Origin of the sequence: Streptomyces sp. P13-3-3 (assembly GCF_050571355.1) — a bacterium.
In the GTDB taxonomy this organism is placed as follows: Bacteria; Actinomycetota; Actinomycetes; order Streptomycetales; family Streptomycetaceae; genus Streptomyces; species Streptomyces althioticus.
Window position 1 is genome coordinate 2,326,020 of the sequence record NZ_CP192228.1, and the last position, 21,965, is coordinate 2,347,984.

21 protein-coding genes are annotated in these 21,965 nt (G+C 71.9%); 17 read left to right on the top strand and 4 right to left on the bottom strand.

The window, feature by feature from the left end:
* Window positions 1–429: 429 nt before the first annotated feature.
* The gene (locus ACQZOG_RS10515; RefSeq protein WP_058915794.1) at window positions 430–1,431 is read right to left on the bottom strand and encodes a LacI family DNA-binding transcriptional regulator; all 1,002 of its coding nucleotides are present in this window, start codon (window positions 1,429–1,431) and stop codon (window positions 430–432) included.
* Between the two features lie 88 nt (window positions 1,432–1,519).
* On the opposite strand from ACQZOG_RS10515, the gene ACQZOG_RS10520 reads away from it, so the two are divergent.
* From ACQZOG_RS10520 to ACQZOG_RS10600, 17 genes are all read left to right on the top strand, one after another.
* On the top strand, window positions 1,520–2,779 hold the full coding sequence (locus ACQZOG_RS10520) for an MFS transporter (protein ID WP_033274969.1): 1,260 nt from the start codon (window positions 1,520–1,522) through the stop codon (window positions 2,777–2,779).
* 9 nt (window positions 2,780–2,788) lie between these two features.
* Window positions 2,789–4,150: a Pup--protein ligase gene (gene pafA, locus ACQZOG_RS10525; RefSeq protein WP_033274970.1), complete on the top strand. Its 1,362-nt coding sequence runs from the start codon at window positions 2,789–2,791 to the stop codon at window positions 4,148–4,150.
* Window positions 4,151–4,288: 138 nt separating this feature from the next.
* Window positions 4,289–5,290, top strand: coding sequence for an FKBP-type peptidyl-prolyl cis-trans isomerase (locus ACQZOG_RS10530; protein ID WP_058915793.1), 1,002 nt, complete (start codon window positions 4,289–4,291; stop codon window positions 5,288–5,290).
* A 63-nt stretch (window positions 5,291–5,353) separates the two neighbouring features.
* Window positions 5,354–5,725: an FKBP-type peptidyl-prolyl cis-trans isomerase gene (locus ACQZOG_RS10535; protein WP_006132299.1), complete on the top strand. Its 372-nt coding sequence runs from the start codon at window positions 5,354–5,356 to the stop codon at window positions 5,723–5,725.
* 123 nt (window positions 5,726–5,848) lie between these two features.
* Window positions 5,849–6,802, top strand: coding sequence for a helix-turn-helix transcriptional regulator (locus tag ACQZOG_RS10540; protein ID WP_193456732.1), 954 nt, complete (start codon window positions 5,849–5,851; stop codon window positions 6,800–6,802).
* Window positions 6,803–6,820: 18 nt separating this feature from the next.
* Window positions 6,821–7,816 (top strand): helix-turn-helix transcriptional regulator, encoded by a 996-nt coding sequence (locus ACQZOG_RS10545; RefSeq protein ID WP_106963246.1) that lies wholly within the window; start codon window positions 6,821–6,823, stop codon window positions 7,814–7,816.
* A 64-nt stretch (window positions 7,817–7,880) separates the two neighbouring features.
* Window positions 7,881–8,141 (top strand): hypothetical protein, encoded by a 261-nt coding sequence (locus ACQZOG_RS10550; RefSeq protein WP_033274974.1) that lies wholly within the window; start codon window positions 7,881–7,883, stop codon window positions 8,139–8,141.
* Between the two features lie 9 nt (window positions 8,142–8,150).
* The gene (locus ACQZOG_RS10555) at window positions 8,151–8,345 is read left to right on the top strand and encodes a hypothetical protein (RefSeq protein WP_033274975.1); all 195 of its coding nucleotides are present in this window, start codon (window positions 8,151–8,153) and stop codon (window positions 8,343–8,345) included.
* Window positions 8,346–8,601: 256 nt separating this feature from the next.
* The gene (gene tatA, locus ACQZOG_RS10560; protein ID WP_033274976.1) at window positions 8,602–8,883 is read left to right on the top strand and encodes a Sec-independent protein translocase subunit TatA; all 282 of its coding nucleotides are present in this window, start codon (window positions 8,602–8,604) and stop codon (window positions 8,881–8,883) included.
* A gap of 92 nt (window positions 8,884–8,975) precedes the next feature.
* Window positions 8,976–9,845, top strand: coding sequence for a twin-arginine translocase subunit TatC (tatC, locus tag ACQZOG_RS10565; protein WP_051724512.1), 870 nt, complete (start codon window positions 8,976–8,978; stop codon window positions 9,843–9,845).
* A 30-nt stretch (window positions 9,846–9,875) separates the two neighbouring features.
* Complete coding sequence (locus tag ACQZOG_RS10570) at window positions 9,876–10,766, top strand: diacylglycerol kinase (protein ID WP_033274978.1); 891 nt, start codon at window positions 9,876–9,878, stop codon at window positions 10,764–10,766.
* A gap of 37 nt (window positions 10,767–10,803) precedes the next feature.
* A complete protein-coding gene (locus tag ACQZOG_RS10575; protein WP_033274979.1) occupies window positions 10,804–13,662 on the top strand; it encodes a DEAD/DEAH box helicase in 2,859 nt (952 codons plus the stop codon).
* Window positions 13,663–14,071: 409 nt separating this feature from the next.
* Window positions 14,072–15,685, top strand: coding sequence for a sensor histidine kinase (locus ACQZOG_RS10580; protein ID WP_193456727.1), 1,614 nt, complete (start codon window positions 14,072–14,074; stop codon window positions 15,683–15,685).
* Window positions 15,682–16,089, top strand: coding sequence for a roadblock/LC7 domain-containing protein (locus ACQZOG_RS10585; protein ID WP_006132309.1), 408 nt, complete (start codon window positions 15,682–15,684; stop codon window positions 16,087–16,089). Before ACQZOG_RS10580 ends, ACQZOG_RS10585 begins: the two co-directional genes overlap by 4 nt.
* Window positions 16,086–16,496, top strand: coding sequence for a DUF742 domain-containing protein (locus ACQZOG_RS10590; RefSeq protein WP_033274980.1), 411 nt, complete (start codon window positions 16,086–16,088; stop codon window positions 16,494–16,496). The genes ACQZOG_RS10585 and ACQZOG_RS10590 overlap by 4 nt, the downstream gene beginning before the upstream one ends.
* Entirely contained in the window at window positions 16,477–17,097 is a 621-nt protein-coding gene (locus tag ACQZOG_RS10595; RefSeq protein ID WP_033274981.1) for a GTP-binding protein, read from the top strand. The genes ACQZOG_RS10590 and ACQZOG_RS10595 overlap by 20 nt, the downstream gene beginning before the upstream one ends.
* A gap of 63 nt (window positions 17,098–17,160) precedes the next feature.
* Window positions 17,161–18,822, top strand: a complete 1,662-nt coding sequence (locus ACQZOG_RS10600) for a cytochrome P450 (protein ID WP_406717466.1) — start codon at window positions 17,161–17,163, stop codon at window positions 18,820–18,822.
* Here the strand turns inward: ACQZOG_RS10600 and ACQZOG_RS10605 are convergent.
* The 3 genes from ACQZOG_RS10605 to ACQZOG_RS10615 form a co-directional block, all read right to left on the bottom strand.
* Window positions 18,816–19,769, bottom strand: a complete 954-nt coding sequence (locus tag ACQZOG_RS10605; protein WP_354792765.1) for an RluA family pseudouridine synthase — start codon at window positions 19,767–19,769, stop codon at window positions 18,816–18,818. The genes ACQZOG_RS10600 and ACQZOG_RS10605 overlap by 7 nt on opposite strands.
* 326 nt (window positions 19,770–20,095) lie before the next feature.
* A complete protein-coding gene (locus tag ACQZOG_RS10610; RefSeq protein WP_193456945.1) occupies window positions 20,096–20,935 on the bottom strand; it encodes a siderophore-interacting protein in 840 nt (279 codons plus the stop codon).
* A gap of 41 nt (window positions 20,936–20,976) precedes the next feature.
* Window positions 20,977–21,906, bottom strand: a complete 930-nt coding sequence (locus ACQZOG_RS10615) for a 5'-3' exonuclease (protein WP_230229845.1) — start codon at window positions 21,904–21,906, stop codon at window positions 20,977–20,979.
* Between the last annotated feature and the right edge of the window lie 59 nt (window positions 21,907–21,965).

The following is a 21,965-nucleotide window of genomic DNA, read 5'->3' on the forward strand; positions in this document are numbered from 1 at the left end:
GGTCTGACGCCTGCGGCGCGGGTTTCCGTCCGGTAGGGGTTGCGGTCTGACGCCTGCGGCGCAGGGTTGCGGTCCGTGGGGGCTGACGTAGCGCCCAGGGTGGGGTGGTGGTGCGGGGCCGCGGTGGGGGTGGTCGTCCTCGGTCTGGCGCGATAGTGCGTGCTTGCACGTGAAGGGCGCGGACGCGCCAGCCGCTGCGGGCGCCCACCCCCACCCCGTCCCCTCCCCGCCGTGGGCGACTACACCGCCACCGGTGGCGGGCACACGCCGCGCAAACTGCGGGCATTCGTGCCGCTGGGGCGGCACGGGTGGGCGCGGCGGCACCCCGTAAGCGCCGGGTTGCGCGAACACCCCCCGGCCCGCATCAACGCGGGTGCCTTTCGGGGCCGGGTGCGCCGATAACCGCCCGCCCGCACCCAAACCCCGTGCTCACGGAACCCGCGTCGTGGAACCCCGTACCTCCAGGTGGACGGGGATGTCCGTGTCGGAGGGCTGTTCGCCGTTCAGGACGGCGAGCAGCGCCTGCATGCCCCGTTCGCCGAAGAGTTCCGCGTCCAGCCGGACAGTGGTCAGCTCCGGATCGATCGCCGTGGCGAGCGCCAGGTCGTCCATCCCGGTGACGGAAAGGTCCGCGGGGACGCGCAGCCCCAGGCGGCGGGCCGCCTTGTAGACGCCCGCCGCCAGCTGGTCGTCGTCGCAGACGACCGCCGTCACCCCGTTCCCCGAGGCGAGCGCGGTCTCCGCCGCCGCCTCCGCCACCTTGATGGAGATCGGCGAGCGCGCCGTGCGCAGGGACGTGCCCGGCACGCGGCGGAGCCGCGCCTCCAGCTCCCGTGCGCGGACCTCGAAGGTCCAGGACGGCACGTCCGCGCCGAGGTGCAGGAAGTGGCGGTGGCCCAGCCCGAGAAGGTGCTCGGCCACTTGGCGGACCCCGTCCGCGATGTCGAGGTTCACCGTGATCCCGGCGGCGGCAGGATCGCTGTCCAGCATCACGAGGGGAAGCTGGTCGCCCCGGATGGCGGTGAGCGCCTCCGCCGCCATCGAGGACGCGATGACGCCGTCCAGCGCGGCCTGGGCGGACGCGAACGGGTCGCGGGCCGGGCCGATGCCCTCGGGGGAGGGGTAGAGCACCACGCCGAAGCCGTGGCGGGAGGCCACGCGGGCCGCGCCCGTGTAGACGCCCGCGAAGAACTCCGTGGTCAGGGCCGGCACGACCAGCAGGACCGTACGCGTGCGGCCCAGCCGCAGGTTGCGGGCGGCCAGGTTGGGGCGGTAGCCCAGCGTGCGGGCGGCCTCGCGGACGCGTTCCGCCGTGGCCTCGGAGACCCGGCCCCGCCACTTGTCGCCCAGCACCAGCGACACCGCGGCCTGGGAGACGCCTGCTTCCCGGGCGACGTCCCGGCTCGTCGGGCGGGTGCTGGCTCTGGGCACCGGCGCTCCTTCATCTGGACTGGTGAACAGCGGTCATGGTACGTATGGAGGGCTTAGTTATACGTAACACTTCAGTGAGAGGGCCGGTATGGCGACGGGTTACCTGGACATCCTCCGGGCGCGGCACGCCACCCGGCTGCTCGTGGGCACGCTGGTGGGACGGCTGCCCAACGCGACCGCGCCGATCGCGATCGTGCTGTTCGTACGGGCGGAAGGCGGGTCGTACAGCCTCGCGGGGGTGCTCGCCGCGGTGTACGGCGTGGCCAACGCCGTGGGGCAGCCGGTGCTGGGGCGGCTCGTCGATCTGAAGGGGCAGCCCCGGGTCCAGCTGCCGGCGGCGCTGCTGTCGGCGCTGGCGATGGCCGTGTTCGCCTTCACGGGGACCGGGTCGCTGGTCGTCGCGTACGCCGCCGTCGCCCTGGCGGGGCTGTTCACGCCGCCGCTGGAGGGTGGGCTGCGGGCGCTGTGGTCCTCGGTGCTGCCCAAGGAGGAGCACGTGCACCGGGCGTACGCCCTCGACGCCGTGGCCCAGGAGGTGATGTTCGCCGTCGGGCCGCTGCTCGTGACGGTGTGCGTCTCCCTGTGGTCGGCGCAGGCGGCGCTGCTCGTGCTCAACGTCATCGGGGTGCTGGGCGCCCTGTCCGTCGTCGTCTCGCCGCCCTCGCGGGCCTGGCGGTCGGCCCCGCGCGAGGCGCACTGGCTGGGGGCGCTGCGCTCACCCGGGCTCATCGCGCTGCTCGCGGCCTTCCTGGCCGTCGGCATGGCGCTGGGGTCCATCACGGTGGCGGCGGTGACGTACTCCGACGACCACGGCGGCGACGCCGTGTACGGCTGGATGATGGCCGGGATCGGGCTCGGCGCCCTGGTCGGCGGCATCGCCTACGGGGCGCGGCAGTGGGCCGGGCAGCCCGCGCGGCGGCTCCAGGTGATCGTGGCGCTGCTGGCGGTGTTCTACCTGCCGCTCATGCTGATGCCGGGGCCGGTGGCGATGACGCTGCTCATGGTGCTCGCGGGGGTGTTCCTGGCCCCGGCGATCGCGTGCGCGTTCGTGCTGGTCGACCGGCACGCGCCCCGCGGGACGGTCACCGAGGCGTTCTCCTGGCTGGTGACCACCTTCACCGTCGGCGCGTCGTTCGGCACCGGTGTGACCGGTCCCGTGGTCGAGGCCGGCGGAGCGCTCTGGGGATTCGCCGTACCGGGTGCGGCGGGCGGCGTGTCGCTGCTGGTTTTGATCGCCACCGGAAGGGTATTGGCGGTTCCGGCCAGGACGGCGGTTGTCGCGGCCGGTTCGGAAAATGATCCGAACCGTGCCGTCGAACCCCGTTTCAGCTCGAAGGATCGGGCGTAATGTTCCCTCATGGACCGCCGCATTTTCGGGCTGGAGAACGAGTACGGCGTCACGTGCACGTTCAGGGGACAGCGCCGCCTGTCGCCTGACGAGGTGGCGCGGTACCTCTTCCGCCGTGTCGTGTCATGGGGCCGAAGCAGCAATGTCTTTCTGCGGAACGGCGCCCGCCTCTATCTCGACGTGGGGTCACATCCGGAATACGCAACGCCGGAATGTGACAACGTGACCGAACTGGTCACCCACGACAAGGCCGGCGAGCGCATTCTCGAAGGACTCCTGGTGGACGCCGAACGACGCCTGCACGAGGAGGGAATCGCGGGCGACGTCTACCTCTTCAAGAACAACACCGACTCGGCCGGCAACTCCTACGGGTGCCACGAGAACTATCTCGTCGCCCGGCACGGGGAGTTCTCCCGGCTCGCGGACATCCTCATCCCGTTCCTGGTGACGAGGCAGCTGCTGTGCGGGGCCGGCAAGGTGCTGCAGACGCCGCGCGGCGCCGTCTACTGCGTCAGCCAGCGGGCCGAGCACATCTGGGAGGGCGTCTCCTCGGCGACGACCCGCTCCCGGCCGATCATCAACACCCGGGACGAGCCGCACGCCGACGCCGAGCGCTACCGCCGGCTGCACGTCATCGTCGGCGACTCGAACATGTCCGAGACGACCATGCTGCTCAAGGTCGGCGCCACCGACCTGGTGCTGCGCATGATCGAGGCGGGCACCGTCATGCGCGACCTCACCCTGGAGAACCCGATCCGGGCGATCCGCGAGGTCAGCCACGACATCACGGGCCGGCGCAAGGTGCGCCTGGCCAGCGGCCGGGAGGCGTCCGCGCTGGAGGTGCAGCGCGAGTACTACGAGAAGGCGGTGGACTTCTGCGAGCGCCGCGGGATCCGCACCGGCACCGTCGACCAGGTGCTCGAGCTGTGGGGCCGCACGCTGGACGCGATCGAGTCCGAGGACCTCGACCGCATCGGCACCGAGATCGACTGGGTCATGAAGTACAAGCTGCTCGAGCGCTACCGCGCCAAGCACAACATGACCATGTCCCACCCGCGGGTCGCGCAGATAGACCTCGCCTACCACGACATCCACCGCCGTCGTGGCCTGTACTACCTGCTCGAGAAGAAGGGACAAGCCGCCCGGATCTGCAACGACCTGAAGATCTTCGAGGGCAAGTCCGTGCCGCCGCAGACCACTCGGGCCCGGCTGCGCGGCGACTTCATCCGGCGCGCCCAGGAGCAGCGCCGTGACTTCACGGTCGACTGGGTGCACCTCAAGCTCAACGACCAGGCCCAGCGCACCGTGTTGTGCAAGGACCCGTTCCGTTCGGTGGACGAGCGGGTGGAGAAGCTGATCGCCGGCATGTGAGAGGCCGTGTCCCCCGGGAGTTGACGAAACACCCGGAACGTCACACGGGCGCCGTACGTTACACCGTGCGGCGCCCTTCTCACGCCGTAGAGTTGCGCGGACGCCATCCACAAGATCGATGATTACGAGGCCCCCACCGTGCGCCGACGCTCACTTCTCATTGCCGTTCCCGCTGGACTGGCCACCCTCGCCGCGTGCGGCGACGACAAGTCCGACTCGGGCAAGGCCAGCGAAACGGCCGCGCCTTCCGAGTCCGAGGCGTCGGCGGCGCCGTCGCCGAAGATCGTCGAGGGTCCGCTGCCGGCGATCACGGCCGGGACCCAGTTCGGCGAGAAGCCGACCGTGGCGAAGGGCAGCGGCGACCCCTCCAAGGACCTCGCGGTCAAGACGGTCATCGCGGGCGGCGGGCGCACGATCGCCGAGAACGACTTCGTCGTCGCCCACTACCTGGGCCAGGTGTGGAGCACCGCCAAGGTGTTCGACAACTCCTACGACCGCAAGGAGCCCCTGGCCATCCAGCTCGCGCAGGGCCAGATCATCGACGGCTGGCGCTACGGGCTCGTGGGGAAGAAGGCCGGCAGCCGCGTCCAGATGGCGATCCCGCCCACCTGGGGCTACGGCGAGCAGGGCAACGCGCAGGCGGGCATCAAGGGCACCGACACGCTGGTGTTCGTGGTCGACGTGCAGGACACGTTCAACGCCAAGAGCTCCGCCAAGGGCACCGACGTCGCCCAGGACAACATCGACCTGCCGAAGGTCGGCACCAACACCGACGGCAAGGCTCCCTCCATCGAGGTGCCGGACTCCGACGCGCCGAAGAAGCTCGTGGCGAACTACGTCATCGAGGGCGACGGCGAGAAGGTCGGCGCCGAGGACAGCGTCCTGGTCCAGTACAAGGGCGTGCTGTGGGACGGGGGCAAGGAGTTCGACTCCACCTACGGCCGCGGCCAGCTGACGTCCTTCTCGCTCCAGCAGGTCGTCAAGGGCTGGGCGCAGGGCCTCACCGGCAAGAAGGTCGGCAGCCGCGTCCTCATCGTCATCCCGCCGGAGCTGGGCTACGGCGACAACCCGCCGCAGGGCAGCGGCATCCAGAAGGACTCCACGCTGGTCTTCTCCGTGGACATCCTCGCGAAGCTGTGACGCCCGCCGGGATGCAAGACTGTGCGTGTTCGCCTTTCCGCAGACAAGCAGGAGCATGAAGACGTGAGCATCGACAAGCCCGAGATCGACTTCCCGGGCGGCGAGCCCCCGGCGGACCTCGAGATCAAGGACATCTGGGAGGGCGACGGCGAGGTGGCGAAGGCCGGCCAGACCGTCACCGTCCACTACGTGGGCGTCGCCTTCAGCACCGGCGAGGAGTTCGACGCCAGCTGGAACCGCGGCACCCCCTTCCGCTTCCCGCTGGGCGGCGGCCGGGTCATCAAGGGCTGGGACCAGGGCGTGCAGGGCATGAAGGTCGGCGGCCGCCGCCAGCTGACCATCCCGGCCCACCTCGCCTACGGCAACCAGAGCCCCACCCCGGCGATCAAGCCCGGTGAGACCCTGATCTTCGTGGTCGACCTGCTCGGGGTCTGATCCGACCGGAGTCGATCGCCGAGGGTCCGTGCCTGTCCGGGCGCGGGCCCTCGGCTTTCACCACGCCACCCCGGGGCGGTACGGTCATCGGTCGTAAGCACCATAGGGAGGCGAAGCGCGTCGATGGCCATTGCCAAGGCCGAGCGGCTGATGAACCTGGCGCTGTGTCTGCTCGGGACGCGGCGGCCGCTCACCAAGCGCGAACTGCGTGAGTCCGTCGAGGCGTACCTCGAGGCGGGCTCCGACGACTCCTTCAACCGCATGTTCGAGCGCGACAAGGACGACCTGCGCGAACTCGGACTGGTCATCGAGACCGTCGAGAACCTCGAGGGCGAGACGGGCTACCTCGCCCGCCGTGACAGCAACCGGCTGCCGGCCATCACCCTGGACGCCGAGGAGGCCGCCGCCCTCGGGCTCGCCGCCAAGGTGTGGCAGCAGGCCCGGCTGGCCGGCGCGGCCTCCGGCGCCCTGCAGAAGCTGCGGGCGGCCGGGCTCCCCGAGGACGTCGACCCGTACGGCGCGCACGGCGCGCTGGAGCCGCGCATCCCGGTGCACGAGGCCGCGTTCGAGCCGCTGATGCTCGCCTGCCGCGACCGCCGGCCGGTCGTCTTCGACTACCGCAAGGCCAACGCCGCCACGCCCGAGCAGCGGCACGTCGAGCCGTGGGCGCTGGAGTGCTGGCGCGGCCACTGGTACCTGGCCGGCTGGGACCGCGACCGCGGCGCCGAGCGGGTCTTCCGGCTCTCCCGGATCACCGGCAAGGTGCGCTCGCGCGCCGGCCGGTTCACCGTGCCGGTGCCGGACGTCGTCACCGTACGGGAGACCGTGGCGAGCTGGGCCGGGGAGACCGCCGACCGCTCCGCGCGCATCCGGCTGCGCTCCGACGCCGGCTTCCCGCTCCGGGCCAAGGCCACCTCGGTCCGGGAACTCGGCGGCGGCTGGGACGAGTTGGAGATCCCGTACGGGCACGGACTGGACGCCTGGCTGGTGGAGTTCGGACCCGACGTGGTGGTGCTGGAGCCCGAGGAACTGCGGGCCGACGTGGTGGACCGGCTGCGTGCCGTGGCCAAGGGCTGAGGGGGAGCGGACGACAACGTGGCAGGCAAACCGGTCAGGCCCGTGAACGCCATCGACCAGACCCGGCGGATGCTGTCCCTGGTGACGTATCTGCGCGAGCGTCCCGGCGCCCGCATCGAGGACGTGGCGCGCGCCTTCGGCATCACCGAGGACGAACTGGTCTCCGACCTCGACGTGCTGCCCATGTGCGGCACCAGCTTCCGCGGCGGCGACCTGCTGGACATCGACACCGACGGCGAGCGCATCTGGTGGCACAACCCGGCCGCCCTCGGCGCCGACGCGGCCGAGCCGCTGCGCCTGGCCGCCGACGAGGCGACCGCGCTGCTCGTCGCCGCCCGCGCCGTGGCCACGCTGCCGGGGCTGCGCGAGAGCGACCGTCAGGCGCTGCTGCGGGCCACCGCCAAGGTGGAGACCGCGGCAGGCGAGGCGGCCGGCGCCAGCTCCCGGCTCTCGGTGACCTTCGAGTCCGAGGGCGGCGTCTTCGCGGACGTCGACCGGGCCATCGCCGAGCGCCGCCGGCTGTGGATCCGCTACTACTCGCCCGCCCGCGACGAGGTCACCGAGCGGGAGATCGACCCCATCCGCCTGGTCAGCGTCGGGCACACGTACGTCGAGGCGTGGTGCCGCCGTTCCGAGGCGCGCCGCACCTTCCGGCTCGACCGGGTCGCCGAGATCAAGATCCTCGACGAGCCGTCCGCGCCGCCCGAGGTGGAGCTGCGCGACCTGTCCGAGGGGCTGGTGCAGCCCGCGGCCGAGGACCCGGAGGTGATCGTCGAGGTCGGTCCCGGCGGGCGCTGGGTCGCCGAGTACTACCCGCACGACAGCGCCGATGAGCTTCCCGACGGCGGTCTCCGTATCACCCTGCGCACCCCCGACCCCGCGTCGCTCAAGCGGCTGGCGCTGCGGCTCGGCCGCGACGGACGCATCGTGGAGCCGCGGGAGCTGGCCGAGAGCGCCCGCCGGGCGGCGCGCGAGGCGCTGGAGGCGTACGACGGGGCCGGGGCGGCGGGATGACCGGGCGGGACGATAGTCAGGAGCGAGGGCTTTGAGCGAGTCGGCGACCACAGGGGCACGGGGCATGACGGCGGCGTCCGCGTTCGCCGGGATGAGGAACGTGGCCCCGGTGATGTTCCGGGCGGGCTGCCCGGACTGCCGGGAGCGCTTCGAGCTCTCCGCGAGCGCGCTGCGGCTGGCCATCGGCGCCAGCAGCCGCACCACGTTCTACTCCTTCACCTGCCCCGAGTGCGGCGCCGCCGTCCGCAAGCCGGCGGGGGAGCGGATCGTCGAGCTGCTCACCGGCGGCGGGGTGCGTACGCTCCGGCTGCACTCGACCGTCTAGGCTCGACCCATGTTCTGGCCGATGTTCGCCGTGGCCCTGGGATTCCTCGGGCTGCTGGTGCTCGCAGTGCTCGCCGTCCGGGTGTTCGTGGAGGCGGAGCGCCTCGGCAGGCAGGTCGCGGACTCCGCCCGGCGCATCGGCCGCGCCGCCGACGACCTGGAGCGCGCGGCGACGAGCACGGCCCGCTCGGCGGAAGCCCTGTGACCCGTGGCCGGCGCCGCCCGGGTCGCCGCCGTCAGGACGGCCGTCGTCGCCGCCCTGTCACCGGCCCGGGCCCGGCAGGTACGCTGCTGATCGCGGCCCGGGGAACGAGGCACGGGCCGCGGACGGGAGTACGCACAGGGATTGCCGGACGTTTACCTCTGGGCGTTACGATCGCTGTCTGCACCGTCCTTCGGACGCATGTCCGACCGGTCGGACAGCCCCCCACCCACCCGCCTCGGTGAGAAGGTAAAGACTTATGGGACGGCTCGGACCTACCGAGATCATTCTGATCCTCGTCGTCATCATCCTGCTGTTCGGTGCGAAGAAGCTTCCCGACATGGCGCGGTCGCTCGGCAAGTCCGCCCGCATCCTGAAGAGCGAGGCGAAGGCGATGAAGGAGGACAACAAGTCCTCCGCTCCGGCCGACCCGCCGGCGACCGACGAGCAGCCCCCGGCGCAGCGCACCATCCAGGCCGCCCCCGGCGACGTGACCAGCTCCCGCCCGGTCACCGAGCCGACGGACACGACCAAGCGCTGACGCAGGGCCGGTGACCTCCGGCCCGCCGCACGAGATGGGAACGTGGGTTGCTCAAGTCTGCCCGCACACAGCAGAGGGATCCCGAGGGGCGCATGCCTCTCGTGGAACACCTGCGTGAGCTGCGGAACCGCCTGGCCAAGGCCGTGCTCGCGATCGTCGTGGTGTCGATCGTCGGGGCCTACTACAGCGAACAGCTCATGCAGTTCCTGGCCGAGCCGGTGCCCAAGTGCGACGACCTCACGAACAGCGACGGCGGCAACTGCGCCATCGTGTCGTTCAACACGCTGACGTCGCCGTTCACCACGACGATCAAGGTGAGCCTCATGGCGGGCCTGGTCGTCTCCAGCCCGGTCTGGCTCTACCAGCTGTGGGCCTTCGTCGCCCCCGGTCTGCACCGGCACGAGAAGAAGTACACCTACGTCTTCACCGCGGCCGCGGTGCCGCTGTTCGCCGGCGGCGCCCTCCTCTCGTACGTCATCCTCCCGGTCAGCATCAAGGTGCTGCTCAGTCTCACGCCCGGGGGGTCGGCGAACATCCTGTCGCTCGACGAGGTCCTCGACTTCACCATCCGCATGGTGCTGATCTTCGGCCTGGCCTTCGAGCTCCCGCTCCTGCTGGTGATGCTGAACATGGTCGGCATCGTCACCGGCCGCCGGATGCTCGGCTGGTGGCGCGGTGTCGTCATGGGCGTCTTCGTCTTCGGCGCCGTCGCGACTCCCACCACGGACCCGGTGGGCATGCTCGCGCTGTCCGTGCCGATCATCGTCCTGTTCTTCTTCGCCGTGGGCTTCTCGCTGATGAACGACAGACGGCGCGCCCGCAAGGAGTCCGAGGGCCCCTCCGACGACGAGGCCTCCGAACTCGACCACACCCCGGAAGCGGTCGAACCGGCCGAACCGGTCACCGCGCTGCCCGAGCAGACCTCCCGGGACCGCGTCAACGGTTATGACGACGTGACCTGAGGACGGTCCCGCACCTCGTAGGGTCGCTCCGTGACCAGCGAGATCACCCTCTTCGTGAACCCCACCGCGGGCGGCGGCCGGGGCGCCCGCGCGGCGCGGACGGCCGCCGCCGCGCTGCGTGACGCCGGCTTCCACGTCGGCACCGTGACGGGCGACGGCCCCGAGGACGCGCTGTCCCGGGCGCGCACCGCCGTCGAGGAGGGCACCGGGGCCCTGATCGCCGTCGGCGGCGACGGCATGGCGAACCTCGCCCTGCAGGCCGTCGTCGGCACCGGCACCCCCTTCGGTCTGGTGGCCGCGGGTACCGGCAACGACTTCGCCCGGGCGCTCGGCATGCCGCTGCGCGAACCCGCCACGGCCGGCCGGATGATCGCCGACGCCCTCAAGAGCGGGCGCTCCCGTGACGTCGACCTCGGCCGGATCGGCGACCGCTGGTTCGGGGCCGTGCTCGCCACCGGCTTCGACTCCCGGGTCAACGACCGGGGCAACCGGATGCGCGCCCCTCTCGGCCGCTTCAAGTACGACGTGGCGATGGTCGCCGAGCTGGCCGCCCTCCGGCCGCTGCCGTACCGGATCACCCTGGACGGCGGCGAGGTCCTCGAGGTCGAGGCGACGCTGGTGGCCGTGGGGAACGGGCCGTCCTACGGCGGGGGCATGCGGATATGTCCGGGCGCCGACCTCACCGACGGGCTGTTCGACATCACCGTGGTCGGTGAGTGCAGCCGGGCCACGCTGCTGCGGGTGTTCCCGCGGGTCTACAAGGGCACGCACGTCGACCACCCCGTGGTGTCCGTGATGCGGGCGGCGAGCGTGGAGCTGGCCGCCGAGGACGTCACCGGCTACGCGGACGGCGAGTACGTCGGACCGCTGCCGCTGACCGCCACCTGCGTACCGGGAGCGGTCCGGGTCGTCGGCCCCTGAGCGGGCGTCGCCGCACCTCACGTGGCCGATCCGGATAATGATCGTCACGTTGTCGGTGCGGCCCGGTACGCTCGAAAGCACGATGACAGAGGACCTCTCACCGGCCGAGCGGTACGCGGCAGCACGCAGGCGCGCTGCCGAGCAGGCCACCTCGCTCGCCTCCTTCCGCGAGATGTACGACTTCGGCCTCGACCCCTTCCAGGTGGAGGCCTGCCGGGCCCTGGAGGCCGGGAAGGGCGTGCTGGTCGCCGCCCCCACCGGATCCGGCAAGACGATCGTCGGCGAGTTCGCCGTCCACCTCGCCCTCCAGGAGGGCAGGAAGTGCTTCTACACGACACCCATCAAGGCGCTGTCGAACCAGAAGTACGCCGACCTGTGCCGCCGCTACGGCACGGACAAGGTGGGCCTGCTCACCGGTGACAACAGCGTCAACTCCGAGGCGCCCGTGGTCGTGATGACCACCGAGGTCCTGCGGAACATGCTGTACGCCGGCTCGCAGACCCTCCTCGGCCTCGGCTACGTGGTGATGGACGAGGTGCACTACCTCTCCGACCGCTTCCGGGGCGCCGTCTGGGAGGAAGTGATCATCCACCTCCCGGAGTCGGTGACGCTGGTCTCCCTGTCGGCGACCGTGTCCAACGCCGAGGAGTTCGGCGACTGGCTGGACACCGTCCGCGGCGACACCGAGGTGATCGTCTCCGAGCACCGGCCCGTGCCGCTGTTCCAGCACGTGCTGGCCGGCCGCCGGATGTACGACCTGTTCGAGGAGGGGGAGGGCCAGAAGAAGGCCGTCAACCCCGACCTGACGCGCATGGCCCGGCTGGAGGCGAGCCGCCCGTCCTGGGGCGACCGCCGCCGGGGCCGCAACGGCATGCGGGAGGCGGACCGCGAGCGGGAGCGCAGACAGCGCTCGCGCGTGTGGACGCCGGGCCGGCCGGAGGTCATCGAGCGGCTCGACGCCGAGGGCCTGCTGCCCGCCATCACGTTCATCTTCAGCCGGGCCGCCTGCGAGGCCGCGGTGCAGCAGTGCCTGTACGCGGGCCTGCGGCTCAACGACGAGGAGGCGCGGGCACAGGTCCGCGACCTGGTCGAGGAGCGGACCGCCTCCATCCCGCCGGAGGACCTGCACGTCCTCGGCTACTACGAGTGGCTCGAGGGTCTCGAGCGGGGCATAGCAGCGCACCACGCGGGCATGCTGCCGACCTTCAAGGAGGTCGTCGAGGAGCTGTTCGTGCGCGGTCTGGTGAAGGCCGTGTTCGCGACCGAGACCCTGGCCCTGGGCATCAACATGCCCGCGCGCTCGGTGGTGCTGGAGAAGCTCGTCAAGTGGAACGGCGAGCAGCACGCCGACATCACCCCCGGCGAGTACACCCAGCTGACCGGCCGGGCGGGCCGCCGGGGCATCGACGTCGAGGGCCACGCCGTGGTGCTGTGGCAGCGCGGGATGAACCCCGAGCACCTCGCGGGACTGGCCGGCACGCGCACGTATCCGCTGCGCTCCAGCTTCAGGCCGTCGTACAACATGGCGGTCAACCTGGTCGAGCAGTTCGGGCGGCACCGCTCGCGGGAGCTGCTGGAGACGTCGTTCGCGCAGTTCCAGGCGGACAAGTCGGTCGTCGGCATCTCGCGCCAGGTGCAGCGCAACGAGGAGGGTCTGGAGGGCTACAAGGCCTCGATGACCTGCCACCTCGGCGACTTCGAGGAGTACGCGCGGCTGCGCCGTGAGCTGAAGGACCGGGAGAACGAGCTGGCCCGGCAGGGCACCGCGCAGCGGCGCGCGGAGGCGGCCGTCGCGCTGGAGAAGCTCAAGCCCGGTGACGTCATCCACGTGCCCACCGGCAAGTACGCGGGGCTGGCGCTGGTGCTCGACCCGGGGCTGCCCGCGGGCCGGACCAACGGCCACCGGGGCGTGGAGTACCACGACGGTCCGCGCCCGCTGGTGCTGACCGCCGAGCGGCAGGTGAAGCGGCTCGCGTCGATCGACTTCCCGGTGCCCGTGGAGGCGCTGGAGCGGATGCGGATCCCGAAGTCCTTCAACCCGCGCTCCCCGCAGTCCCGCCGGGACCTCGCCTCGGCGCTGCGCACCAAGGCAGGCCACATCGTGCCGGACCGGCACCGCAAGAACCGCGCCCCCGCCGCCGACGACCGGGAGATCGCGCGGCTGCGCAAGGCGCTGCGGGCGCACCCGTGCCACGGCTGCCAGGACCGGGAGGACCACGCCCGCTGGGCGGAGCGCTACCACCGGCTGCTGCGCGACACCTCGCAGCTGGAGCGGCGCATCGAGGGCCGGACGAACACCATCGCCCGCACCTTCGACCGGATCGTGGCGCTGCTGACGGAGATGGACTACCTGCGCGGCGACGAGGTCACCGAGCACGGCAAGCGGCTGGCGCGGCTGTACGGCGAACTCGACCTGCTGGCCAGCGAGTGCCTGCGCGAGCGGGTCTGGGAGGGCCTCGGCCCCGCCGAGCTCGCCGCGTGCGTCTCGGCGCTGGTGTACGAGTCGCGGGTGGCCGACGACGCGACGGCGCCCAAGCTGCCCTCGGGCAAGGCGAAGGCGGCGCTCGGCGAGATGGTCCGCATCTGGGGCCGGCTGGACGCGCTGGAGGAGGACTTCCGGATCAGCCAGACCGAGGGTGTGGGCCAGCGTGAGCCCGACCTCGGCTTCGCCTGGGCCGCCTACATGTGGGCCTCGGGCAAGGGTCTGGACGAGGTGCTGCGCGAGGCGGAGATGCCGGCCGGCGACTTCGTGCGCTGGTGCAAGCAGGTCATCGACGTGCTGGGGCAGATCTCCGCGGCGGCCCCGGTCGCCGAGGGTTCCACGGTCGCGAAGAACGCCCGTAAGGCCGTGGACGGTCTGCTGCGCGGGGTGGTGGCCTACTCGTCCGTGGGCTGACCCCGCTCGACCCTCTCTCCGGAAGCCCGGTGCGCCCCCCGCGCGCCGGGCTTCTGCACTGTGCGCGCTCTCGTGCGGCCGCATCACCCGCCGCGTACGCGGGAAGAGATGGGAAGTCTCCGGGAGACCGTGGGCCGCCGCTCCGAGGGTCCGGTTCACCCGTGACGGTGAGTGGCCGCCGCACGCCTGTGCGCCGTGACACACCGTGTTCGAATTGTTCCGGACCGTGCAAATGGCCCCGAGCGTACTCCTGCCCCGGGGGCCGTTTCCGGCAGATGCTGAATATGACATGGCGATGATCCCGTCGGACTAAGCTCGCCCGCAGCGCACCGAGTTGAGATGAATTCGTGCGCCTGTTCCCTTATGTGTACGTTCCCGACCGTCAGTCGATACGCTTCAGAGGGCTCACATGGCGAGTGTCCAACTTCCTTACGCACGCGTGCTGTTGCTGCCGGCCATAGTGATGGCCGCGGCGACCGGAGCCGCCGTCGCCCTGGTGACGGAGCCCGCCCGGATCGCCGTCGGCGTGTGCGGTGCCGTAGCGACCCTGCTGGTGGCCGCCGCCGCGACCGAGGCGGTGCGCCGCGGCCGTCTACTGCGGGAGGCGCGCGCCGAGCACGAGCGTCACCGTGCGTATCTGGAGGCGCGGATCGCCGCCCACGACACGGAGACCGAGTACTTCATCCAGCAGGTCTTCCCCGTCTGCCTGAACCATCTGCACGCCGGCAACGAACCGGACGAGGTGATGCGCGCCCTGCCGCGGCTCAACCCGTCCTGGCGGGACCTCCCCAAGTACCAGCAGGTGCTGCTGCGCACGGTCCTCAAGATCATCGACGACGAGGAGAACCTGCGTGACTCCTCGCAGCGTTCCTTCGTCTCCATCGCCCGCCGCGTCCAGGCCATCGTCCACCAGCAGGCCAAGGAACTGAGGGAGATGGAGGAGGACCACGGCCGCAACCCCGAGGTCTTCGACGACCTCCTGCGCATCGACCACGGCACCGCGCTGATCGGCCGCCTCGCCGACTCCATCTCCGTCCTCGGCGGCGGCCGCCCGGGACGCCAGTGGCCCAAGCCGGTCGCGCTCTACAGCGTGCTGCGCGGCGCCATGTCCCGCATCCTCGAGTACCGCCGCATCGACCTGAAGTCGATCGCGAAGATCAACATCAAGGGCATCTACGTCGAGCCGGTCATCCACGCCGCCGCCGAACTCCTCGACAACGCCACCCGCTACTCGCCGCCCACCAGCAAGGTCAGCGTCACCGCCACCGAGGTGCAGACCGGCGTCGCCATCGAGATCGAGGACGCCGGCGTCAGCCTCGACGAGCAGGCCCGCGCCCGCATCGAGGGCATCCTCGACCGCGCCCAGCGCGGCGTCGACCTCCAGGAGATCGGCGGCAACCCGCGCCTCGGCCTCGCCGTCGTCGGCCGCCTGTGCACCCAGTTCAACATGCAGGTGTCGTTGCGCGCCTCCGCCTACGGCGGCGTCCGCGCCGTCCTGGTCGTCCCCAGCGAGATGATCACCGACCAGCCCGGCGTCGGCCTCGCCCACGGCATCGGCGCCACCGCCGTGCCCCGCCCCGTCGACGCCCTCCCCGGCCCCCAGCGCGCCCCCAAGACCCGCCGCCCCACCAGCCCCCGCATCCCCGAGTCGGCCGCCGTGGAGGACGACGTCCCCGAGGTCACCGAGTGGACCGCGGGCGGTCTCCCGCAGCGCCGCAGCCGCGTCAGGACGCCGCTCGCCCAGCGCTACGCCGAGCAGGCCGCCGCCGAGCGCGCCGAGCGCGAGGCCAAGGAGCGCGGCGAGGAGTACCACGACATCTGGGCCGCGGCCGCGCCCGAGAAGAAGAAGCAGCAGAACGACCGCGAACCCGGGCTGTGGGTCGACGCCTTCTGGGAGGGACTGAAGAAGGACCTCGACCCCGACGTCCACCCCACCGACTTCACCCGGAACCCGACCGCCTACCTGCATCTCATCAACGAACCGGCCCGCACCGAGGCCGAGGACGAGGGGGACCTCAAGTGATTCAGCAACGAGCCAACTTCGACTGGATGCTCAAGGAGCTCGCCGACGGCGTACCCGGCGTCGAGATGATCGTGGTGCTCTCCGCCGACGGCCTGCGCATCGCCCGCTACGGCGGAGAGCCGGACGCGGCCGACCGGGTCGCCGCCGCCTGCGCCGGCGTGCAGAGCCTCGCCGCCGCCGTCGCGCAGGAACTCCCCCACGGAGACGGCGAGATGAAGATGGTGCTCATCGAGATCGACGAGGGCTACTTCTACCTGATGGCGGCCGGCGCCAACGCCTACCTCGCGGTGCTCTCCGACATGACCTGCGAACCCGGCCGCATGGGCGGCATGATGCGCGACCTCGTCGTCCGCATCGGCGCCCATCTGACCAGTCCGCCCCGACGGAACGGGCAGACCGTATGACTCCTCCCCAACGCCAGAGGCGCACTCCCGGGCAGGGCACTCCCGCACAGCCGGCCGCCCCGGCCCGGAAGGAGGGCGAGGGCGGCAACCCGGAGCGGCTGTACGTCGTCGCGGGGCCGGACGGCAAGCGCGCCGACATCGACCTCGTCACGCTGATCGTGGCGCGTTCCCCCGACCCCCCGCCCTCCGCCACCCCCGAGCAGGCGGCGCTGCTCCGGCTCTGCGTCGCCCCCCTGTCCGTGGCCGAGCTGTCGGCCTATCTCAGTCTGCCGTTCAGCGTGGTGACCGTGCTGATCACCGAACTGCTGACGGCGGAACTGGTCCAGGCGCGTTCCCCGATCGTCCGCAAGGCGCTCCCGGACCGTTCCCTTCTCGAAGCGGTGATGCATGGACTTCAACGGCTCTGACACCATCCCGGGCCCACGCGCCGAGGACCAGCTGCCCCACACGGCGCAGTCCGCGGTGAAGATCGTGATCGTCGGCGGGTTCGGGGTCGGCAAGACCACCATGGTCGGCTCGGTCAGCGAGATCAAGCCGCTGACCACCGAGGAGACCATGACGCAGGCCGGCATCGGGGTCGACGACAACTACGGCTCCGCGTCCAAGACGGCCACCACCGTCGCCATGGACTTCGGCCGCATCAAGATCACCGACGAGCTGGTGCTGTACCTGTTCGGCACGCCGGGCCAGGAACGCTTCTGGTTCCTGTGGAACGGCCTGTTCGAAGGCGCGCTCGGCGCGGTCGTGCTGGTCGACACGCGTCGCCTCGAGGTCAGCTTCGACGTCATGGGCCGCCTGGAGGAACGCGGCGTGCCGTTCGTCGTCGCCGTCAACTCCTTCCCGGACGCTCCCCGTTACCCGATCGCCGACCTGCGGGCCGCGCTCGACCTGTCCGAGATGATCCCGATCGTGGACTGTGACGTGCGGCGCCGCGCCTCCAGCCGCGACGTGCTGATGACGCTGATGCGCTTCCTGCACTCGCTCGCGATGACGGGCTCCCTCACCTGACGGGCGAGCCCTCCCCGCACTCAACGGACCTTTTAGGCTTTCCCCCTTTCCGGAGCGACCACAGTGACGCCTGAATCCCACTCCCAGACGCCGGACCTCCCGGCCGGTGACGACGCCCGGCCCGGACCGCCCCCCGGATGCCCCGCGCACGGCCTGGGCCCCGGCGGACTCGCCCGGCTCCACGAGTCGGACGACCTCAAGAGGCTCTACGAGCAGCTGCGCGAGGAGCATGGCCCGGTGGCGCCCGTGCTCATCCACGACGACGTACCGCTGTGGGTGGTGCTCGGCCATGCCGAGAGCCAGCAACTCGTGCGCAGTCCGGCTCAGTTCACCAAGGACAGCCGCATCTGGTCCGCCCTCCGCGACGGCCTGGTCAAGCCCGACCACCCGCTGATGCCGCACATCGCCTGGCAGCCGATGTGCGCCCACACCGAGGGCGAGCAGCACCGGCGCTGGCGCGGCGCCATCGACACCGCCGTCTCCGCCACCGACTTCCGCAGCCTGCGCCGCTACGTCAACCGCAGCGTCCAGCGGGTCGTCAACCGGTTCTGCGAGGCCGGCGAGGCGGATCTGGTCAGCGACTACGCCGAGCACCTCCCGATGGCGGTGATGTGCCACGTCCTCGGCATGCCCGACGAGTACGACGACCGCATGGTGCAGGCGGCCCGCGACATGATCCGCGGCACCGAGACCGCCATCGCGAGCAACGCCTACGTCATGGAGGCGCTGAACCGCCTCACCGCCCGCCGCCGGAAGGAACCCCAGGACGACTTCACCGGCCACCTCGTCGGCCACCCGGCCGGGCTGTCCGACGAGGAGGTCAGCCAGCACCTGCGGGTGGTGCTGATCGCCGCCTACGAGGCCACGGCGAACCTGCTCGCCAACGTGCTGCGCCAGGTGCTCATCGACCCGCGCTTCCGGTCGCAGCTCAACGGCGGCCAGATGACCGTGCCCCAGGCGGTGGAGCAACTCCTCTGGGACGAACCGCCGTTCAGCACCATCTTCGCCTACTACGCCAAGCAGGACACCGAGCTGGGCGGGCAGCGCATCCGCAAGGGCGACGGGCTGCTGTTCGCGCCCGCCCCGGCCAACGTCGACCCGAGGGTCCGCCCCGACCCGACCGCCGACATGCAGGGCAACCGCTCCCACCTCGCGTTCGGCGGCGGCACCCACGAGTGCCCCGGCCAGGACATCGGCCGTGTCATCGCCGAGATCGGCGTCGACGCCCTGCTGATGCGGCTGCCGGACGTGGAGCTGAGCTGCGACGAGGAGGAGCTGGCCTTCACCGAGTCGATCGCCTCGCGCCACCTGGTGTCCCTGCCGGTGCACTTCACGCCGCGGCCCCAGCAGGAGATCACGCAGGCGCCGAGCCACGAGGTCGGCGCGGGGGTGCCCGCGGCGTACGACTGGCAGATCGGCGGGGTTCCCCGGCAGGCGGAGACGCCCGCGCCCGCACGGGCTTCCGTGGGTGGCTCCGCGGGGGGTGCGGACGCGGGTGCGCGGCGTGCGGACGTGGGCGCGCCGGGTACGGAGGCGGGGCTGACGGGTGCGGACGCGGGTGTGACGGGTGCGGGTGTGGGTGCTGGTGCGCCGGGTGCGGGCGTCGGCGGAAGCCCGGAAGCCGGGCCCGTCCCGGCCGCCGTGCCCGTGCCGCCTCCGCTCGCGCCGCCCGAGCCGCCCAAGGGGGCCTGGCAGCGGTTCCTGCGGTGGTGGCGCGGCTACTGATCCGCCGCCCAGGTGCCGTACGAGGTCCACGCCTCGAGCGCCCGGCCGCTGGTGAACCGGCGTTCCGCACCCGTCACCGGGTCCGTGAACGCCAGTTCCCGCGCCAGCAGTTGCAGCGGGCGCCGGAAGTCGCCGGCCGGGACCGGGGCGGTCACCTCGGGGTAGAGGGGGTCGCCCAGGATTGGTACGCCCAGGGCGTTCATGTGCACCCGCAGCTGGTGGGTCTGGCCGGTGCCGGGCACCAGCCGGTACCGGGCCAGGCCGTCCTCCCGGTGCGCGAGCAGCGCCACCCGGGTCTCCGCGTTCGGTTCGCCCTCGACCTCGCGTGCGGTCAGCTCCCCGCGTTCCTTGACGATCCGGCTGCGGACGGTGCGGGGGAGGTCCAGGGCCGGGTCGTAGGGGGCGACGGCCTCGTACTCCTTGTGGACCCGGCGGTCGCGGAACAGCGTCTGGTACGCGCCGCGCTCCTCGGGGCGCACGGTGAACAGCACCAGTCCCGCCGTGAGGCGGTCCAGGCGGTGCGCGGCCGTCAGGTGCGGGAGGCCGAGTTCGTGGCGGAGGCGGGCGAGGGTGGTCTGGCGTACGTGGCTGCCGCGGGGGGTGGTGGCCAGGAAGTGGGGTTTGTCCGCGACGACGAGGTGGTCGTCCTGGTGCACCACGTGCAGGGGGAAGGGGACGGGGGGTTCCTCCGGCATGTCGCGGTGGAACCACACGGTGAGGCCGGGGGCGTAGGGGGTGTCCGGGGGGACGGGGCGGCCGTCGGCGCCGACGATCTCGCCTGCGGTGAACATGGCGTCGAGCTGGGCGGGGGGTGCGGAGAGGCGTCGGACCAGGTGCTCGCGGACTGTCGCGCCGGGGCCGCCTGCGGGGAGACGTACCCGGACCGGGTCCACGCCGTCGCGTTGCGGCAGGGGTGGGGGAGGGGTGGGGGTGCGTCTGCGTCTCACGTGGGGCAAGGGTACGGGGGGTGTCGGGGTGGTTGCGCAGTTCCCCGCGCCCCTGGAGGTGCCTTCGGTCGGCCTGTGGGTGCGGGTCGGTGGGGGCTTGGCGCGCAGTTCCCCGCGCCCCTGGAGGTGGCTTGGGGCGGCCTGTGGGTGCGGGCCGGCGGGGGCTTGGCGCGCCGTTCCCCGCGCCCCTGGAGGTGGCTTGGGGCGGTCTGCGGGTGCGGGCGGGTGGGGGCTTGGCGCGCAGTTCCCCGCGCCCCTGAGGGGTGGTGCTGTGCGGGGGCATGGTTCGGGCCCGGTGGGGGCTTGGCGCGCCGTTCCCCCCGCCCCTATGGGGCGGTGTTCTCCTGTTCCGCCTCGATGCGGGCGTTCCATTCCTTCTTCGAGGCCTGCCAGCCGTCCTCGTTGTGGCCCAGGCGCCAGTAGCCGGAGATGGAGAGGTCCTCGCGGGGGATCGCGCGGTCCACGCGGAGGAGACGGCGGAGTTCCTTGACGAAGTGGGCCTCGCCGTGGACGAAGGCGTGGACGCGGCCCTCCGGCCGGTCGAGGGCGCGGACGGCCTCCACCAGGGCCTCGCCGACCCTGCGGCCGCCGCGGTGCAGCCAGCGGATCTCCACGTCGGAGTCGATCTTCTGCTCCTCCTCCGGGCCCGCGATCTCCAGCAGAGCGACCGCGCGGGCGCCCTGCGGGAGCGACTCCAGGGCGCGGGCGATCGCGGGCAGCGCGCTCTCGTCGCCGGCCAGGAGGTGCCAGTCGGCGGTCGGGTCGGGGGCGTAGGCGCCGCCGGGGCCGAGGAAACGGACGACGTCGCCGGGGCGGGCGTTGATCGCCCAGGGCCCGGCCAGACCCTCGTCGCCGTGGATCACGAAGTCGAGGGTCAGCTCACGGTGTTCGGGGTCCCAGTGACGGATCGTGTACGTCCGGGTCACCGGCCACTGCTCGCGCGGGAACTCCGCGCGGATCCGCTCCAGGTCGAAGGGCTCCGGGTAGACCGCGCCCGGCGCCGGGAACAGCAGCTTGACGTAGTGGTCGGTGCAGGTGTCCGCCGAGACGCGGGCGAGGCCCTCGCCGCCCAGCACCACGCGCTGCATGTGCGGGGTCAGCCGCTCGGTGCGGACGACCACGCCGGTGTGCGGGGTGCGCGGCGCGCGTGCCGGTCGCTCTGCCATGAGGGCCTCCCAATCGCGGTTAGGTATGCCTAAGTTAACACCTACCGCTCCGCGAGAGTCGCCAACAGGCGTGTCACCGAACCGCCCAGGCCCCAGCGCGCGGCCAGGGACTCCACGGCGGCCGGGTCGCGCGGGGCGCGCGGCAGGGCCGTGTCGACGTCCGGGACGGGGACGTCGTCCGCGACCCGGACGACCTTCGGCGCCACAGCGAGATACGGCCGCGCCTCGTCCAGACGCCTGCGCTGCGTCGGTGTGAGCTTCGACCGCGGGTCGTCCACGGCCGCCAGGATCCCGGCCAGGTCCGTGAACTCGGCCAGCAGCTTGGCCGCCGTCTTCTCCCCGATGCCGGGCACGCCCGGCAGACCGTCGCTCGGGTCGCCGCGCAGCAGCGCCAGATCCGCGTACCCCTTGCCGTCCACCCCATACTTCGCGCGCAGCGCCGCCTCGTCCGTGACCTGCAGGGTGCCGACGCCCTTCACCGGGTACAGCACGCGCACCCCGCGCGCGTCGTCCACCAGCTGGTACAGGTCGCGGTCGCCGGTGACGATGTCGACCGGGCCGTCCGCCCGCGCGGTGAAGGTACCGATCACGTCGTCCGCCTCGTACCCGGCGACGCCCACCCGGGCGATGCCCAGCGCGTCGAGCACCTCCTCGATCACCGGCACCTGCGGCGACAGCGTGTCCGGCACCTCCTCCACGTCCGGCCCCGTCTCCAGCTCCTCGGCGACGCGGTGCGCCTTGTACGAGGGGATGAGGTCCACCCGCCACTGCGGCCGCCAGTCGGCGTCCATGCAGGCCACCAGCCGCTCCGGCCGGTGGTCCTTGACCAGGCGGTCGATGAAGTCGAGCAGCCCGCGCACGGCGTTCACCGGCGTGCCGTCCGGCGCCTTGACGGACTCCGGGACGCCGAAATAGGCGCGGAAGTAGAGGGAGGCGGTGTCGAGAAGCATCAGTCCGGTCACGTCCCGCATCATGCCGCACCCCACCGACAGCACCGGCGCGGCGGCGCGCCCTGTGGCCCTTCGCGCGA